The following is a 16392-nucleotide window of genomic DNA, read 5'->3' as shown; positions in this document are numbered from 1 at the left end:
ATGCGGGCCCCGCGCTTGCGACCCGCGAGCCTGTGGTCTTGAACTATGACATTCGCAATGTGCACCGCTCAGCGGGCACCCGGCTCTCGGGTGAGATCGCCCGCCGTTACGGCGCCGCGGGGCTGCCTGCGGGGGCCATCACGCTGAGGCTCAAGGGGTCCGCCGGACAGAGTCTTGGCGCCTTCAACGCCCCGGGGCTTGCCATCGAGCTCGAGGGCGATGCCAACGATTACGTCGGCAAGGGCATGGCCGGGGGGCGCATCGTGGTCTATCCGCCGCGCGATTCGCGTTTTGCGAGCGAGCAGGCGGCCATCATCGGCAATACCTGCCTCTACGGCGCGACCGGGGGCACGTTGTACGCGGCGGGGCTTGCTGGCGAACGCTTCGCGGTGCGCAACGGTGGGGCGCTTGCGATCGTCGAGGGCGTGGGCGACCACGGCTGCGAATACATGACCGGCGGGTGCGTCATAGTCCTTGGTGAGACCGGCCTGAATTTCGGGGCCGGCATGACCGGCGGCTTCGCCTTCGTCTACGACAAGACCGGCGTGTTCGTCGATCGCTATAACCACGAGCTCATCGATATTCACCGCATCACGGGCGAGGCAATGGACGCCTATCAGGTGTTCCTGCGTGGTCGCGTGGCGGAGTACGCTAAGGCGACGGGCAGCGCTTATGCGCGCGGTCTCATCGCCGACTGGTCCGAGGCGGCGGGGCATATGTGGCTTGTGAAGCCCAAGGCGGTGCGTCTCGACAGCCTGCTTGTGGAGAGCCACTGATGGCGGACGTTTTTCAGTTTCTGGACAAGCCGCGGACCGATCCTATCAAGAAGGATGTGGTCGTTCGCATCCACGACCATCGAGAGATCTACGGGGGCTTCGATGCCAAGAAGGCGGCGGAGCAGGCCGGCCGCTGTCTCGGCTGCGGCAACCCGTATTGCGAATGGCGTTGCCCGGTCCACAACTACATCCCGAACTGGCTCAAGCTGATCGCCGAGGAGAACATCTTCGAGGCCGCCGAGCTTTTGCATAGGACCAACAGTCTCCCGGAGGTCTGCGGTCGCGTCTGTCCGCAGGATCGTCTGTGCGAGGGGGCCTGTACTTTGAATGACGGCTTCGGGGCCGTGACCATAGGGTCGATCGAGAAATACATCTTCACTGAGGCCTACGCGCGCGGGTGGCGTCCGGATCTGAGCGCCGTGCGGCCGACCGGACGCCGCGTCGCCGTGATCGGTGCGGGTCCCGCAGGGCTTGCGTGCGCCGATGTGCTGGCGCGTAACGGCGTGCAGGCGGTCGTCTACGACCGCAACCCCGAGATCGGCGGCCTGCTGACCTTCGGCATCCCGGGCTTCAAGCTCGAGAAGGAGGTCGTGCGCGTGCGGCGCTCGATCCTGGAGGGGATGGGCATCGAGTTTGTCTTGAATACCCGCATCGGCGAGGATCTGCCGTTTGGCGATCTCTTGCGCGATTATGACGCGGTGTTCGTGGGGGTCGGCACGTACACCTACCTGAAGGGGGAGTTTCCGGGCGAGGATCTGCCGGGCGTGCATGAGGCGCTCCCTTATCTCGCGGGCGTCATTCGCCGCGACCTCGGGCTTCCCGAGGGCGAGGCCCCCTACGTCGACCTCAAGGGCCGGCGGGTGGTGGTCTTGGGCGGTGGCGACACGGGCATGGACTGCAATCGGACCGCGATCCGGCAGGGCGCGGCGTCCGTGACCTGCGTGTACCGGCGTGATGAGGCCAATATGCCGGGGTCGCGGCGCGAGGTGACCAATGCCAAGGAAGAAGGGGTACAATTCGTGTGGAATCGCGCCCCCGTGGAGATCCTGGGAACGGATCGCGTTGAGGGCGTACGCGTGGTGGAGACCGTGCTCGGACCACCGGACGAGCGTGGCCGGCGCCGTCCCGAGCCGGTCCCCGGGACCGAGCAGATCATACCCGCCGATGATGTCATCGTGGCCTTCGGTTTTCGTCCCAGCCCGCCCGCGTGGCTTGCCGAGTTCGGCATAGAGACCGACCGCGTGGGGCGCATCAAGGCCCCCGAAGCGGGCCCTTACCGACACCAGACCACACAGCCCAAGGTCTTCGCCGGGGGCGATGCCGTGCGTGGCTCGGATCTCGTGGTGACGGCGGTGTACGAGGGGCGGCAGGCGGCAGAGGGGATACTGGACTACCTCAAATTATGACGAAACTCGACGCGGGGTCGGACCGCAGTAACCGACTGCTCCGGGCGCTCATGCGCATGCCGGTGGACATGACCCCGGCTTGGCTTATGCGCCAGGCCGGCCGCTATCTGCCCGAATACCGGGCCCTGCGCGCGCAGGCGGGCTCGTTCATGAACCTCTGCCAGAACCCCGAGCTGGCCTGCGAGGTGACGATCCAGCCGATACGCCGATACCCCCTCGATGCCGCGATCCTGTTTTCCGACATCCTGACGGTCCCGGACGCCATGGGGCTTGGCCTGTCTTTCGTGGAAGGCGAGGGGCCGCGATTCGCGCACCCGGTCCGCGATCGCCACGACATCGCCCGTCTGCGGGCCCCGGACCCGTTTGCGAGCCTGCGCTATGTGCTCGATACCGTAGGTCGGGTCCGGCGCGAGCTCGCCGGCCTTTGCCCTTTGATCGGCTTTTCCGGTTCCCCATGGACGCTCGCGACCTATATGGTCGAGGGGCAGGCAAGTGATGACTTCCGGCGGGTCAAGGGCTTGTTGTATTCGGACCCGGCGGCGCTCTCGGATCTGTTGTCGGTGCTCGTGGACGCCGTCACCGCTTACCTGAACGCCCAGATCGAGGCCGGGGCGCAGGCCGTCATGATCTTCGATACCTGGGGCGGGAGCCTCGCCGCCCACCATTTCCTGCGCTACTCCCGCGACCCCATGGCCGCGGTCGTGGCTGGCCTGAACCGGAACCGCGGCGGCGTGCCCATACCGGTGGTGGTCTTCACCAAGGGCGGCGGTTCGTGGCTGCCGGCGCTGGCCGAGACCGGCTGCGATGCGCTTGGGATCGACTGGATGACCTCGCTTGCGACCGCCCGCGCGACCACCGCCGGCCGTGTCGCCCTGCAGGGCAACCTCGACCCCATGGCCTTGTACGCCCCCGCGGAACGGCTCAAGGCGGAGGTCGAGGCGGTGCTCGCGGATTTCGGCGAGGGGCCGGGGCATGTCTTCAATCTCGGGCACGGGGTGCGCCCCGACGTGGATCCCGCGCAGGTGGGCGTGTGCCTGGAAACTGTGCACGCGCTAAGTTGCCGTCCGCTTTCCTAAAATTTCCCGCCGGGGCCACTCGCGCCCCGTCGCCGCCCCGTTTGGGGGCATTCTATTTCAGTTTTTTCTGATGCAGTCAGTCGGTTATTCACATTTCGGCCGTGTGTCAGGACCCCCGGTCGCGACCCGCGCCTGGGCCCGGCCGCACCCTCGCGCATCTACCTAACCTATTGAAAAACAATATGAAAAATAGGTCGCCTATTTTTTCATCAGTTTAAAGCGGAATCAGCAATCAGGCCAAAGCCGGACGGCTTCCCGCTGCTTTTCAACACAGTTATCCACAGAGTCTGTGGGTAAGGTGGAATTGCTTTCTGATCCAGCCCTTTAGCGCCGAAATCGAAAGCCGTTTGGGTTTCGGGATCGAACCGGGAATAATGAGTCTCTGCCATGGTCGCCATTCGCGTGAGTTTGCCGGTTCCGCTCAGGCGGAGCTTCGACTACGAATACGAGCACCCTTTGGCGCCCGGGGTGCGTGTGCGCGTCCCCTTGGGGCGCCGGGTGTTGACAGGTATTGTCATCGAGGTCCCCACCGAAGCCCTGCCGGGCATCACCTTGCGCCCCATCCTCGCGGTCATCGACCGAGAACCCCTCTTGTCGAGCGAGCAGCTGCGCTTATTGCGCTTCGCCGCCGACTATTATCACCATCCTTTGGGCGAGGTCTTGTTTGCGGCTCTGCCGGGGGCCTTGAAGCGCGGCGACGAAGCGGTGACCGCGCGCGCCTACGGGCTCACCGCCATGGGTCTTGCGGCCGAGGCCGCGCGCTTTGGTCGGGCCCGACGGCAGGCGGCCCTCTGGGAGGCTATCAAGGCCGCGGGCATTTTGAATGAGAGCGGCTTGAAGGCCCTGGGACCCGGCTTTAGGCCCGCATTGCGGGCCTTGATGGCGCAGGGCTTGGTCGAGGAGCGCGAGGCCCCGGCGCCCGGATCCACGCTGTGCCCAGACGGCGTGGTCTTGCGTCCGGATCAGCGGGCCGCCTGCGACGCGGTGCGTGCGGCCTTCGGCACCTTCGTCGCTTTTCTCCTGTTTGGGGTCACGGGCAGTGGCAAAACCGAGGTGTACCTCGATCTGCTGGCCGGGGTGGTCGAAGCCGGCGGCCAGGCCCTTGTCTTGGTCCCGGAGATCGGGCTCACACCGCAACTCGTCACGCGCTTCGAGGCGCGCCTCGGGACTGCGATCGGTACGCTCCATTCCGCCTGTGCTGCCGGCGAGCGCGCGCGGGTCTGGTCGGCCGCCGCCGCCGGGCGCCTGGGCGTAGTGGTGGGCACGCGCTCAGCGGTGTTCACGCCGATGAAGCATCTGTCACTTGTGATCGTCGACGAGGAGCATGATGCTTCCTTCAAGCAGCAAGACGGTTTCCGTTATCACGCCCGCGATCTCGCCGTATGGCGCGCCAAGCGCCTGCAGGTCCCGGTCGTGCTCGGTTCGGCGACCCCGTCCCTTGAGAGCTACCGTCACGCCCGTGAGCGGCGTTACCACCTCCTCACCTTACCGGACCGGGGGCCGGCCCGCGCGCTGCCCAGTGTGCGCCTCATCGATCTGGGCCGCGACCGCGCGCGCGATGGCCTGTCGGCCCCCATGATCGCGGCTTTGCGCGCGCATGTGGCGCGCGGGGAGCAGGCGCTCCTGTTTCTGAACCGCCGGGGCTATGCCCCGGTGCTTTTGTGTCCCCAATGTCGCTGGCACGCGCCCTGCGATCGCTGCGACGCCCGCCTTACCGTGCACCTCGGCGACCGCCGCCTGCGCTGCCATCATTGCGGGCATGAACGACCCTTGCCGACCGCGTGCCCGGCCTGCGGGCATGAGGGGCTCGTGCGTGTCGGCGACGGCACGGAGCGGGTGGAAGAGGGCCTGCGCCGCGCGCTACCCGGCGCCCGCGTCGCCCGCGTCGATCGCGACACGACGGGCAGTCGGCTTGCGTTCAACGCCTTGTTGCGCAAGGTGCGGGGGCATGAGATCGACGTGCTCGTCGGTACCCAGATGCTGGCCAAGGGTCATGACTTCCCGAACATGACGTTAGTCGGCGTGATTCATGCGGACCAGGGACTGCACGGCAATGACTTCCGGGCCGATGAGCAGTTGTTTGCGCAGATCGTGCAGGTCGCCGGCCGCGCCGGCCGTGGCGACAGACCAGGTCAGGTACTCATCCAGACCCATCACCCGGCGCATCCCTTATGGGTGCCCCTTGCGCGTCTCGACTATGAGGCCTTTGCGGAAGCCGCTTTGCAGGAACGGCGCGAGACCGCCTTCCCGCCCTATACCCATTGCGCCCTGTTGCGCGCCGAGGCCCGTAAGCCGGAGATCGCGCTGCGATTTCTGGAGGCCGCCAAGCGCCTCGCGGCGACCCCGCCCGAAGTGCGGCTCGGCTGCATCTTGCCGGCGGTGCTCGCGCGCCGCGCGGGCTACCACCGCGCGCAGCTTTTGGCGACGAGCGCACAACGCGGCGCCCTGCAGTCCTGGCTCACGGCCTGGCTCGCGCGCGTGGCGGAAATCCCGGTCGCCGCGCAGGTGCGGTGGTCTCTCGATGTCGATCCCTACTCGCTTTTCTAAGACGCTGTCCGCCGCAACAAACCTCGGCTTCCTGATGCGAGGCTACATCTTCCGGCGATAAGCCACCCTTCGGCTGATATTCCAGTAAATGTCATAGTGACAGATTCGGAATGGCAACCACCTCGGACCGGTCTTGCCACAGAGTAGGCATCGGCGTGGCCGCCCCTTGCCAGGGCGGTCCCCACGGCGCCGCGCGACCCCGGGGTCCGAGAGGTTTTGACAAATCGCAATTTCTCGGATCATAGTAACGATGGCGTTGTCATCGCTATTTTCCGTAGTGGGATTACGGCCTCAAGCCACGACCGATAAAGGTGGCTATATAAGTAAAATAGGAGATACTTATGGAATCACGGCCATGGGACAACGGCACGCGCATCCTGCATGCGACGCTCGCCGTTACAGTACTTGCGGACATGTTGGCAGGAGTGATCGTGTCACGCGCGACTCATCCGCACTGGGTTTTTCTTCACAGCATGTTGGGTATCGCGACCCTCCTCGTGATCATCGTCGATTGGATGTGGACTTGGGCACGGAATGATCTTGGCGTTATCTTCCCATGGAATCGCACCGGCTTGAGAAGCGTCGGGCGCGAGCTGGGGGGCATCTTTCTTGGGAAGTTGCCGAGCGCGGGAGATGTCGTAGGCCTGTCGAGTTTCATGCACGGCATAGGCCTGCTTGCGGTATCGGGCATGGCCGTGACGGGCCTTTTGATCTATTTCGTAATCCCGGGTGGTTATGGGTTTTTCGCAAACACCGCCGGATATGGGATCCTCACGACCCTTGGCGTCGTGCATCTCTGGTTGTCCTACCTGGTGTGGTTCTATTTGGCGGGCCATGTCTTCTTCGCCGTCTTACAGCAACTCCTCGGGAATAATGTGTTGCGACACTTTACTCTGGTCCGGCACTGACAGGTTGCCTCGCGCGGCGGGCCTGCGCTGTCCCTCTTGACAGCGCGGGCCTGCCACCTCTAGTCTGGAACCCCTATCGGTTGCCACCTGCAGGGACTATGTTGCGATTCCGTCATTCCCCCCGCATGCTCCTTGCAGCGTGGATCGCGTTCATGGGGCTTTGGCCCTTGCAGGCAGCGGCCTATCAGGCCGGCCCCCAAAGAACCGCCGTATGCCAGATGATGCCGCGCATCGCCTCCATGGCGGGCATGTCAAAGAGCTCGCACGGCGTTGTGTCGGGCATGAACGCCTGCCGTCAGCTCCAATGCCACCATAGATTGGGGCCGCACGTGGCGGCCGCTGTGATGGTCCACCCGCTGCTCCCCATGCGTTATCTGAGTCCCGCGACCGTCTCTCTTGCCGGAGGCGCCGCATGGCCTGTGAGTCGCCCGGCGGCTCGTGCCCCACCCGCGTTTCTGCGCTTCGCCCGTCTCCTCATTTAACCGTCCTTCGGTAGAGAAGTTGGCTCTGCTTCAAGCAGGTGTCGATCCTTAACCGAGGACTGGCTTCGATGGAATTTGATAATTGCCCCGAAACGGTGCATCCCCGTGCCCGTGATGCCCTGAGCTGTTCGGTCGCCCGCCGTCTTTCCTTCGAGAGAGCACGGACGGCGGGACCGTGCCCCCGAGCCCTAGCGACGATGTTCTGCTTTGCTGCGATCTGGTTTGCGAATGCTGCAAGCGCCGCGCCCCGCGCCCATTTAAGCCTGTCACAGGCCGAGATCTTGGCGGTGCATGGCAATCCGAGCCTGAAGAGTTTACGGCAGGCGGCGCTCGCCCTGCGCCACGAGGCGGTCGCCGTGGGGCAGCTGCCGGACCCCCAGCTGTCCCTGGGCGCGGAGAACGTGCCGCTCAACAACTTCTCCATGCGTCAACAGCAGATGAGCGTCGTTCAGTTTGGCGTGAAGCAGTCCTTTCCGCCGTGGGGCGAACTCAGCGCCCGACGTCGCAAGGCCCGGTATGCGGCGCGTGCCGCGATCGAGACCGGCTACGAGCGGCGCGCCGAGATCATCTTTTTGCTACGCGAGGCCTGGTTTGCAGCCCTTTATGCCCATAAGGCGGCGGCGGCCGTGGCGCGCGAAGAGCAGCTGGCCCGAGAGACCCTCGCCGCGGCCCGTGCCCGCTATCGTGCCGGCCGCGCTTCTTTGGCCGACGTCTTGCGCGCCAAGCTTGCCGTGGCGGCGCTGCGCAATCGTGCGGACGGTCTTCACGCAAACAGTGCCGCCGCGCGGGCCCGCATCGGCCAGATTCTGGCGCGCTCCCAGCCCCCGGTGCTTGCTACCGCGTGGCCGGTCCTGCATGTGACCCCTCTTGCCACTGGCAAGTCTCGCGTGGATCGTCAGCCCGCGTTGCTCGCGGCGCGCGATAAGTGGCGGGCGGCGCGTGCTGCGGTCGGCGTTGCCAAGAGCGCTTATTGGCCGGCGATCACGGTCAGCGCCGCTTACGGCAAGGACTTCTTCCCTGGCAGCCCGAACTGGCTGTCCGTGGGTCTCGATTTTAGTCTGCCGATCTTTCCGGCCGAGCGTCAGGACCAGGGCCTCGATGCGGCGCGCGCCCGTAAGCTCGAGGCGCGCTACCGCTACGAGGACCACAGCCTTGCCTTGGTGCGGCGCCTACAGAGTGCCGAGGCCCGCGACGCGGCCTTGAAGCGCGAACTTTCGCGCACGGAAAACTCGCTCCTGCCCACGGCCCGCGCCGCCTTTGCCGCGACCTTGGATGCCTATGTGGCCGGGCGCCTCGGTATGAACGCGGCCCTTGCCGCCCAGGGGCGGGTGCTCAAATACGCACTGCTGCGCCTGAGAGACACCAAGGATCTCGAAACCGTGGCGGCCGAAATCGCTTGGCTGACGACACAACGATCGGGGGGGCACGGAAATGACCAATAAGGGGAGAGCATTCCTGTTCGCGGGTGTCGTCATAGCGCTTGGCGCGACGGCGATTTGGTATATCAGGGTGCAGCCTGCCGCGGCCTCCGCGCGCGCCGCATCGGCGCCGCGATCGCAGGCCAAGGCCAAGCGGCGCATTCTCTATTGGGCGGCCCCCATGAATCCGAGCATCCATTCGGATCACCCCATGAAGGACAATATGGGCATGGCCTATGTGCCGGTCTATGCGCCGACGGCTCGTGCCCAAGCTAAGCCTGCCAAGCGGCGCATTCTGTATTGGGCGGCGCCCATGAACCCGAGCATCCATTCGGATCATCCCATGAAGGACAATATGGGCATGGCCTATGTGCCGGTCTATGCGTCGGCTGCCACCGGCCAGGGGGCGTCTGCTCACCCGGGATTGGCGATCGACCCGCGCCTTAGGCAAAGCCTCGGCGTGCGCCTTGTTCGGGTACGACTTCGTCAAATGGGCCATCCCATCCATAGCGTAGGAACCGTGGTGGTCGACGAGAATCGGGTCTATGCGATCAATCCGCGTTTCTCGGGGTGGGTCGAGCGACTCACCACGCGCGCCGTGGGTGATGCGGTCTATAAGGGGGAGGTGCTGGCGCGGGTCTACGCGCCGGTTCTGTATAGCGCCGAACGTGAATATTTCATTGCCAAAGCCGCCGGTGGGGCGCGACTTGGGCGTGCCGCCCGCGCTCGTCTGCGCCTGCTCGGGCTCACCCGCTCCGACTTAGAGGCGCTCGACCGACGCGGCCGGCCGCTGCGCTCCATTCCCATAAAAGCGCCCGTCTCCGGGGTGGTGTTGCGCCTGGGTGTCCATCAGGGCGGGTATATTTCGCCACGCCACGATTTCATGCGTATCGCGAATCTCGACCACGTATGGATGAACGTTGCGATCTACTCGTCGCAGTTGCCATGGGTGCGCATCGGCGATCCTGTACGGCTCAGCCTTCCGGCCTATCCAGGGCGGGTGTGGGCGGGGCACCTGACCTTCCTCTATCCAACGCTCGATCCCAAGACGCGTACGGTTACGGCGCGATTGAGCATCCCGGCGCAGGGCGGGCTCCTGAAACCGGGCATGTTTGCTGAGGCGACCGTGCTCGCGCGCCCACGCCAGGCCTTGGCGGTCCCCGCGAGCGCGGTATTGCGTACCCGGCAAGGGGATTTCGTCATGATCGGCGGCGCTCACGGACACTTTGTGCCAACGCAGGTGGCGATCGGCCCCTCGAATCGCGGTTGGACGGTCATAAGGCGCGGGCTCACCGCAGGCGAAAAGGTCGTCGACGCGGCCCAGTTCCTGCTGTACTCCGAGTCCCAGTTCCAGGCCGTGCGGGCGCGTATGCTGCCGCCCTCAACGGCCGGGGACCATGGACACCGCCGTTCGACCGCCATGGGCGGCGAGGCGCGCCATGATTAGGGCCGTGATGCGTTGGTGTATGACCAATCCGGTGCTCGTGCTGATCGCCACCGCGTTTCTGCTCGTCGCCGGAACCCTGGCCCTGACACACATCCCGCTGGAGGCCTTGCCGGATATCTCGCCTGCGGAGGTCATCGTCAAGACCCGCTATCCCGGGCAGGCCCCGCAGGTGGTGCAGGATCAGGTGACCTACCCCCTGGAGACGACACTCCAGGAAGTGCCGGGGGCGACCGCGGTGCGTGGCTATTCCATGTTTGGAGACTCCTATGTCTATGTACTCTTCAAGGGTGGCACGCGCATCTATGAGGCGCGCAACCTCGTACTCCAGTACCTGAGTCAGGCGCAGTCGCGCCTGCCGGCCGGGGTCGTGCCGGCCATTGGGCCGAACAGCTCGGGGGTCGACTGGGTATTCGAATACGCCCTTACCGATCCCGGCGGGACTTTGAATCTCGCGCAGCTTACGACCTTGCAAAACTGGACACTGAAGTACGCCCTTCAGGCGGTCCCCGGCGTCGCCCAGGTCGCGACCTTGGGGGGCATGGTCTCCGAGTATCAGGTGGTAGTGAACCCACAGAAGCTGCTCGCCTATGGGGTGACCTTGCCACAGGTGGAGGCCGCGATCCGCGCCGACAACGGTGAGACCAGCGGGTCGGTCGTGGACATGGGGTCCACGGGCTATATCGTGCGCACCTCGGGCTATATCCGTTCCCTCGACGATCTGGCGCACGCCCCTCTGGGTGTGCACGACGGCGTGCCGGTCATGTTGCGCGATGTCGCGCGTGTGCAGCGTGGACCGCAGCTTGCCAATGGGCTGGCGGAGTTGAATGGCGAGGGGCCGGTGGTGGGCGGGGTGGTCATGATGGACGAGGGCGGCAACGCCGATCTCGTCATCCATCGCGTCGAGCGGAAGTTACGCGCGCTGCGTGCATCGCTGCCGCCCGGCGTGCAGGTGGTCACCACCTATAGTCAGGCGCCGCTCATCGCCCGCAGCATCCACACCCTGACCGGAAAGCTCCTCGAGGAGATCGCCGCGGTGGCCATCATCGCGGTGGCATTTTTGTGGCGCGTGCGTTCGGCGCTGGTCGCGATCGTGGCCCTGCCGCTTGGCATCCTGGCCGCCTTCGTGATCATGTGGTTGCAAGGGATCCCCGCCAACATCATGTCCTTGGGGGGCATTGCCGTCGCCATAGGGGTCATGATGGACGCGGCGGTGGTGATGATCGAGAACATGCATAAGCATCTCGAACGGGAACCAGACAGCGGTCCCTGGGCGTCGGCGCTGGTGGCCGCGCAGGAGGTGGGTCCGGCGCTCTTTTTCTCGCTCGTGATCATCGCCGTGTCCTTTCTGCCGATCTTCGCCTTAGGGGGTGAGGAGGGGCGACTGTTTGCGCCGCTTGCCTACACCAAGACCTACGCGGTGGCGGTGGCCGCGGTGCTTTCCATTACGCTCGTGCCCATCCTCATGGCATGGTTCATTCGCGGGCATATCCCGCCGGAAAGCAAGAATCCCTTGAACCGCTTCGTGGCCGCGATCTATGCCCCCTTGATTCGCATGGTCCTTTCGGCTCCGCGCCTCATGCTGGTCGCGGCCTTGCTGTTGACGCTCACTATCCTCTACCCGCTGGGTCGCCTGGGGTCCCAGTTCATGCCGCCTTTGAACGAGGGCACCTTGCTCTACATGCCGGTCCTTCAGAATCCGGCGGTATCCATCGGCGAGGTCGGGCAGGTCTTGCAACAGACCGATCGCATCCTGAAGACCTTCCCCGAGGTCAAGACGGTCTTCGGGCAGGCCGGCCGCGCACAGACTGCGACTGACCAGGCGCCACTGCCCATGTTCGATACCACCGTCACCTTGCGGCGCCAGTCGCACTGGCCCGCAGGCATGACCTTGCACGGGCTGCAGGACGCCATGACGCGGGTCCTCGACATCCCGGGTGTCTCCATCGTTTGGACTCAGCCCATAAAGAACCGGGTGGATATGGTCACGACCGGACTTACCACCCCGCTTGGGATCAAGATCGCGGGCCCGCGGCTCGCGATTCTGGGGCGGCTTGGCCGGCGCATCCAGGCCGCTTTGCAGACGGTCCCCGGGACCGAGTCCGCCTATGCCGCGCGCGCGACGGGCGGTCGCTACATCGTGGTGCGCACCAACCGCGCCCGGGCGGCGCGCTATGGCTTGTCGGTGGCCGACGTCAATCGCTTAGTGGAGACCGCCATCGGCGGCGCCACCGTGACCACCGCCGTCCATGGCCTGCGCCGGGTCCCGGTGGTGCTGCGCTATCCGCGCCGCTTACGCCAATCTCTGGCCGCACTCGCCGCGAGCCGCGTCGCCGCCCCCGACGGCGCCCAGATCCCTCTGGGCCAATTGGCGCGCCTTCGTATCGAGGGCGGGCCGCCGATGCTCACGAGCGATAACGGACAACTGAGCAACTGGGTCTACATCGACCTCGCCCCCGGGACTAGCATAACGCAGTACGTGGCCCGCGCCCGTCGCGCGATTGCCCGCACCGGGGCCTTGCCGGCCGGCTACACCGTATCGTGGGTGGGCGAGTACAAAGTCATGCGTCGCGCCGACCGGCGTCTCGAGATCGTCGTTCCATCGGTGCTGGTGCTGATCGCGTTGCTCTTGTACTTCACGTTTCGGAGCTGGGTGGAGGTGGCGATCATTCTTTTGACGCTCCCCTTGTCTTTGGTAGGCGGGTTTTGGCTCGTGTACTGGCTCGGCTACAAGCTGTCGGTGGCGGTTGCCGTGGGCTTCATCGCTCAGGCCGGGGTGGCCACCGAGTTCGGGGTCGTGATGTTGGTCTATCTCGACCAAGCCCTGGCCCGGCATCGCGCGCGCGATGCCTTGAAGACCTGGCACGATCTACGGCTCGCGGTCATAGAGGGGACCATGCTGAGGTTGCGGCCCCTGGCCATGACCTTGACGCTCGTCGTCGGCGGGCTTTTGCCCATCATGTTCAGTCACGGCGCCGGCGCCGACGTCATGAAGCGTATCGCCGCCCCTATTGTCGGCGGCATGTTCAGCGCCGCGATTCTGGCCCTGCTCGTCATCCCAGCCCTCTATGTCCTATGGCAACGGCGGCGACTGGGCAAGCGCCTTGACCGCGCCCAGGAGGGAAAGACGGTTTAGCCGAAAGCGATGCCGGAAGCGTCCGGAAAAGACTCTTCGGGGCGTCGTGCCCCTTGGTCGCGATGCACCCGTTCCGGGTTCGACCTGGGGGCCTACGTTCCCGCGCGGTGCGTATGCGCGCACGCTCGGCGCAAGGAAAGACTTGAGACCCGCGTCCCGCTCTGTTGTCATGGGCGCTCGATCGAAGCGGCATGAGGCCGCACATCAGGGGACCGGCATGCGCAATTCAGACGGCGGGTGGGATGCGTCGTTACGCTTGGACTTTGCGCGTCAAGGCGCGCGTACGGTGCTCGTCACCAATGAGCATAGGGGGCCTGCGCGCGTGCAGCGCCCGTTCTACCCCGAAGGCCCCGAGCCCGTGCACACCTATCTCCTGCATTCGCCCGGGGGTTACGTGGGAGGTGACCGCCAGACCTTGAGCGTGCGGTGCGGGGAGGGTGCATCAGCCCTTCTGACGACGCCTGCCGCCACGAAATATTACCGATCGTCCGGTCCCTCCGTGCGCCAGGAAGCCATCATGACGCTTGCCGCGGGCGCCCGCCTCGAATGGTTGCCGATGGAGGCCATCCTGTTTGATCGGGCGCGTGTCGCCAGTGTGCTGCGGGTCGAGCTGACGGCCGATGCGTCATTCGTCGGTTGGGATATCGTGTGCCTGGGGCGTCCGGCAAGTGCGGAACCTTTCGAGGACGGCGTGTTTGATCAGCGCTTCAACGTGTGGCGCGATGGGCTTCCGCTGTGGGTGGACCATGCCCTCTTCGAGGGCGGCGGGACCGTTCTTGGCAAAAACTTCGGTCTCGGCGGCCGGAGTGTCTGCGCGACTCTCATTTGCACCAAAATGGGTGGGTTCGACGCGGCGCCCCTGCGCGCGCTTTGTGTCGCAAGCCCCGAGCCCTTGTCGTTTACCGAAAATGACGAGATACTCGTCATGCGTTACCTCGGCGATAGCGCAGATCGTGCCCGCCAGACACTGGTGGGCGCCTGGCGCATCATTCGGCGCCTGTGTTTTAGTCTAGCGGCCTGTGAGCCGAGGGTATGGCATACCTGAAAGAAGAGGGACGCAATGGATCTCTTACCCCAGGAGCGCGACAAACTCCTGATCTTCACCGCGGCGCTGGTCGCCGAAAGGCGACGGGCGCGCGGCCTTAAGCTGAACTATCCGGAGACCGTGGCCCTGATCAGCGCCGCCCTTTTGGAGGGGGCCCGGGACGGGCGCACGGTGGCCGAGCTTATGAGCTACGGGACCACTGTGTTGACGCGCGAGGACGTCATGCCGGGTATCGCCGAAATGGTGAGCGAGATCCAAGTGGAGGCCACCTTTCCCGACGGAACGAAGCTTGTGACGGTCCACAACCCCATTCCTTGAGAGACATGCGATGACGGTAGGCGAGATCGACTGCTCGGGCCCCGATGTGCGGTTGAATGCAGGTCGCGTGGGCCAGCGCGTGACGGTCGCCAACCGTGGTGATCGCCCCATCCAGGTTGGATCGCATTACCATTTTTATGAGACGAACGGGGCGCTGGTGTTCGACCGCGAGCTGAGCCGCGGCTGTCGTCTCAACATTCCCGCCGGGACCGCCTTGCGTTTCGAGCCCGGACAGAGTCGCGAGGTGGAGCTCATTCCCTACGAGGGCTTGAGGCGCGTCTATGGGTTTCGGGGTCTCGTCATGGGAGGGCTCGAATAGGTGATCGACATCCCGCGCAAGGCCTATGCCGCCCTCTACGGACCTACGGTCGGGGACCGGGTACAGCTGGCCGATACGGATCTGTGGATAGAGGTGGAACACGACTACGCCGTTTATGGCGAGGAAGTGAAGTTCGGGGGCGGCAAGGTGATCCGCGACGGGCAGGGACAGGGGCAGTACGCTAGCCGCCACGCCATGGACACGGTCATCACCAATGCGCTGATCGTCGATTATCGCGGCATCGTCAAGGGGGATATCGGCCTGAAGGACGGTCGTATCGCGGCTATCGGCAAGGCGGGCAACGGGGATATCCAGTCGGGTGTTACGGTTCCCATAGGTCCCGGCACAGAGATCATCGCCGGCGAAGGGCTGATTGCGACCGCCGGCGGCATAGACGCGCATGTCCACTTTATCTGTCCCCAGCTCGTCGAGCAGGCCCTGATGTCGGGCGTCACGACCTTGATCGGCGGGGGCACGGGGCCGGCTGCCGGCACCAACGCGACCACCTGCACACCCGGCCCCTGGCATATCGAGCGCATGCTGGGTGCGATCGAGGACCTGCCTGTGAATATCGGCTTTTTGGGCAAGGGAAATGCGAGCCTGCCCGAGGCCCTGGAGGAGCAGGTCTGGGCCGGCGTGATCGGTCTCAAGCTTCATGAGGATTGGGGGACGACGCCGGCGTCCATCGACAACTGTCTCGGTGTCGCTGAGCGTTACGATGTGCAGGTCGCCATTCATACCGACACCTTGAACGAGTCGGGTTTCGTCGATGACACCATCGCCGCGTTCCGAGACCGCACTATCCATACCTACCATACCGAAGGGGCAGGGGGCGGGCACGCCCCGGATATCATCAAGGTGTGCGGGTATGCCAATGTCTTGCCGTCGTCCACGAACCCGACACGGCCTTTCACGGTCAACACGCTAGACGAGCACCTGGATATGCTCATGGTCTGCCATCACCTGGATCCGGCGATCCCGGAGGATGTGGCCTTCGCCGAGTCGCGCATCCGGCCGGAGACCATAGCAGCGGAGGATATCCTGCAGGACATGGGGGCAATCAGCATGATGTCTTCGGACTCGCAAGCCATGGGCCGCATAGGCGAGGTGATCCTGCGCACTTGGCAGACCGCGCACAAGATGAAGCTGCAGCGCGGCGTTTTGCCAGGGGACGGCGTGCGTCATGACAATCTGCGTGTGAAGCGCTATATCGCCAAGTACACCATCAATCCGGCGCGCGCCCATGGGATCAGTCACGAGGTAGGGTCCTTGGAGCCTGGGAAGCTCGCTGACATTGTCCTCTGGCGCCCGGCGTTCTTCGGCGTGAAGCCCTCGCTCGTGATCAAAGGCGGCATGATCGCAGCGTCCTTGATGGGGGACGCCAATGCCTCCATCCCGACGCCCCAGCCCGTTATCTACCGCCCCATGTTCGGGGCCTTGGGGCTTGCGCCCGCGGCTACGTGTCTGACCTTCGTCTCGCAGGCGGCGTTCGATCGGGATGTGGGCGGGCGCTTGGG

13 protein-coding genes are annotated in these 16392 nt (G+C 65.0%); all 13 read left to right on the top strand.

The window, feature by feature from the left end:
• On the top strand, positions 1 to 776 hold a 776-nt coding region (locus ACYCTF_RS12365), incomplete at its 5' end, for a GltB/FmdC/FwdC-like GXGXG domain-containing protein (RefSeq protein WP_461284973.1).
• A complete protein-coding gene (locus ACYCTF_RS12360) occupies positions 776 to 2182 on the top strand; it encodes an FAD-dependent oxidoreductase (protein WP_461284972.1) in 1407 nt (468 codons plus the stop codon). The genes ACYCTF_RS12365 and ACYCTF_RS12360, both read left to right, overlap by 1 nt.
• Positions 2179 to 3258: a uroporphyrinogen decarboxylase gene (gene hemE / locus ACYCTF_RS12355; RefSeq protein ID WP_461284971.1), complete on the top strand. Its 1080-nt coding sequence runs from the start codon at positions 2179 to 2181 to the stop codon at positions 3256 to 3258. Before ACYCTF_RS12360 ends, hemE begins: the two co-directional genes overlap by 4 nt.
• 387 nt (positions 3259 to 3645) lie before the next feature.
• Entirely contained in the window at positions 3646 to 5805 is a 2160-nt protein-coding gene (locus tag ACYCTF_RS12350) for a primosomal protein N' (protein WP_461284970.1), read from the top strand.
• Positions 5806 to 6146: 341 nt separating this feature from the next.
• A complete protein-coding gene (locus tag ACYCTF_RS12345; protein ID WP_461284969.1) occupies positions 6147 to 6713 on the top strand; it encodes a cytochrome b/b6 domain-containing protein in 567 nt (188 codons plus the stop codon).
• 98 nt (positions 6714 to 6811) lie between these two features.
• Positions 6812 to 7195 carry a hypothetical protein gene (locus ACYCTF_RS12340; protein WP_461284968.1) on the top strand — a complete coding sequence of 128 codons (384 nt, stop codon included), beginning with the start codon at positions 6812 to 6814 and terminating at the stop codon, positions 7193 to 7195.
• Positions 7196 to 7392: 197 nt separating this feature from the next.
• Positions 7393 to 8637, top strand: a complete 1245-nt coding sequence (locus ACYCTF_RS12335) for a TolC family protein (protein ID WP_461284967.1) — start codon at positions 7393 to 7395, stop codon at positions 8635 to 8637.
• Positions 8627 to 10060 (top strand): efflux RND transporter periplasmic adaptor subunit, encoded by a 1434-nt coding sequence (locus tag ACYCTF_RS12330; protein WP_461284966.1) that lies wholly within the window; start codon positions 8627 to 8629, stop codon positions 10058 to 10060. The genes ACYCTF_RS12335 and ACYCTF_RS12330 overlap by 11 nt, the downstream gene beginning before the upstream one ends.
• Positions 10053 to 13193, top strand: a complete 3141-nt coding sequence (locus ACYCTF_RS12325) for an efflux RND transporter permease subunit (RefSeq protein ID WP_461284965.1) — start codon at positions 10053 to 10055, stop codon at positions 13191 to 13193. The genes ACYCTF_RS12330 and ACYCTF_RS12325 overlap by 8 nt, the downstream gene beginning before the upstream one ends.
• A 217-nt stretch (positions 13194 to 13410) precedes the next feature.
• Positions 13411 to 14238, top strand: coding sequence for an urease accessory protein UreD (locus tag ACYCTF_RS12320; RefSeq protein ID WP_461284964.1), 828 nt, complete (start codon positions 13411 to 13413; stop codon positions 14236 to 14238).
• A gap of 15 nt (positions 14239 to 14253) precedes the next feature.
• Positions 14254 to 14556 carry an urease subunit gamma gene (locus tag ACYCTF_RS12315; RefSeq protein ID WP_461284963.1) on the top strand — a complete coding sequence of 101 codons (303 nt, stop codon included), beginning with the start codon at positions 14254 to 14256 and terminating at the stop codon, positions 14554 to 14556.
• Positions 14557 to 14566: 10 nt separating this feature from the next.
• Complete coding sequence (locus tag ACYCTF_RS12310) at positions 14567 to 14875, top strand: urease subunit beta (protein ID WP_461284962.1); 309 nt, start codon at positions 14567 to 14569, stop codon at positions 14873 to 14875.
• 3 nt (positions 14876 to 14878) lie between these two features.
• Positions 14879 to 16392 (top strand): urease subunit alpha (gene ureC / locus ACYCTF_RS12305; RefSeq protein ID WP_461284961.1); only part of this gene is annotated, 1514 nt, incomplete at its 3' end.

The organism is Acidiferrobacter sp. (assembly GCF_054609335.1).
This window is presented reverse-complemented; position numbering and strand designations above follow the sequence as displayed.

Bases quoted from the DNA above. Each gene is read 5' to 3' on its own strand.
- ACYCTF_RS12360 (WP_461284972.1), top strand. From the start codon at position 776: ATGGCGGACGTTTTTCAGTTTCTGGACAAGCCGCGGACCGATCCTATC.
- hemE (WP_461284971.1), top strand. From the start codon at position 2,179: ATGACGAAACTCGACGCGGGGTCGGACCGCAGTAACCGACTGCTCCGG.
- ACYCTF_RS12350 (WP_461284970.1), top strand. From the start codon at position 3,646: ATGGTCGCCATTCGCGTGAGTTTGCCGGTTCCGCTCAGGCGGAGCTTC.
- ACYCTF_RS12345 (WP_461284969.1), top strand. From the start codon at position 6,147: ATGGAATCACGGCCATGGGACAACGGCACGCGCATCCTGCATGCGACG.
- ACYCTF_RS12340 (WP_461284968.1), top strand. From the start codon at position 6,812: ATGTTGCGATTCCGTCATTCCCCCCGCATGCTCCTTGCAGCGTGGATC.
- ACYCTF_RS12335 (WP_461284967.1), top strand. From the start codon at position 7,393: ATGTTCTGCTTTGCTGCGATCTGGTTTGCGAATGCTGCAAGCGCCGCG.
- ACYCTF_RS12330 (WP_461284966.1), top strand. From the start codon at position 8,627: ATGACCAATAAGGGGAGAGCATTCCTGTTCGCGGGTGTCGTCATAGCG.
- ACYCTF_RS12325 (WP_461284965.1), top strand. From the start codon at position 10,053: ATGATTAGGGCCGTGATGCGTTGGTGTATGACCAATCCGGTGCTCGTG.
- ACYCTF_RS12320 (WP_461284964.1), top strand. From the start codon at position 13,411: ATGCGCAATTCAGACGGCGGGTGGGATGCGTCGTTACGCTTGGACTTT.
- ACYCTF_RS12315 (WP_461284963.1), top strand. From the start codon at position 14,254: ATGGATCTCTTACCCCAGGAGCGCGACAAACTCCTGATCTTCACCGCG.
- ACYCTF_RS12310 (WP_461284962.1), top strand. From the start codon at position 14,567: ATGACGGTAGGCGAGATCGACTGCTCGGGCCCCGATGTGCGGTTGAAT.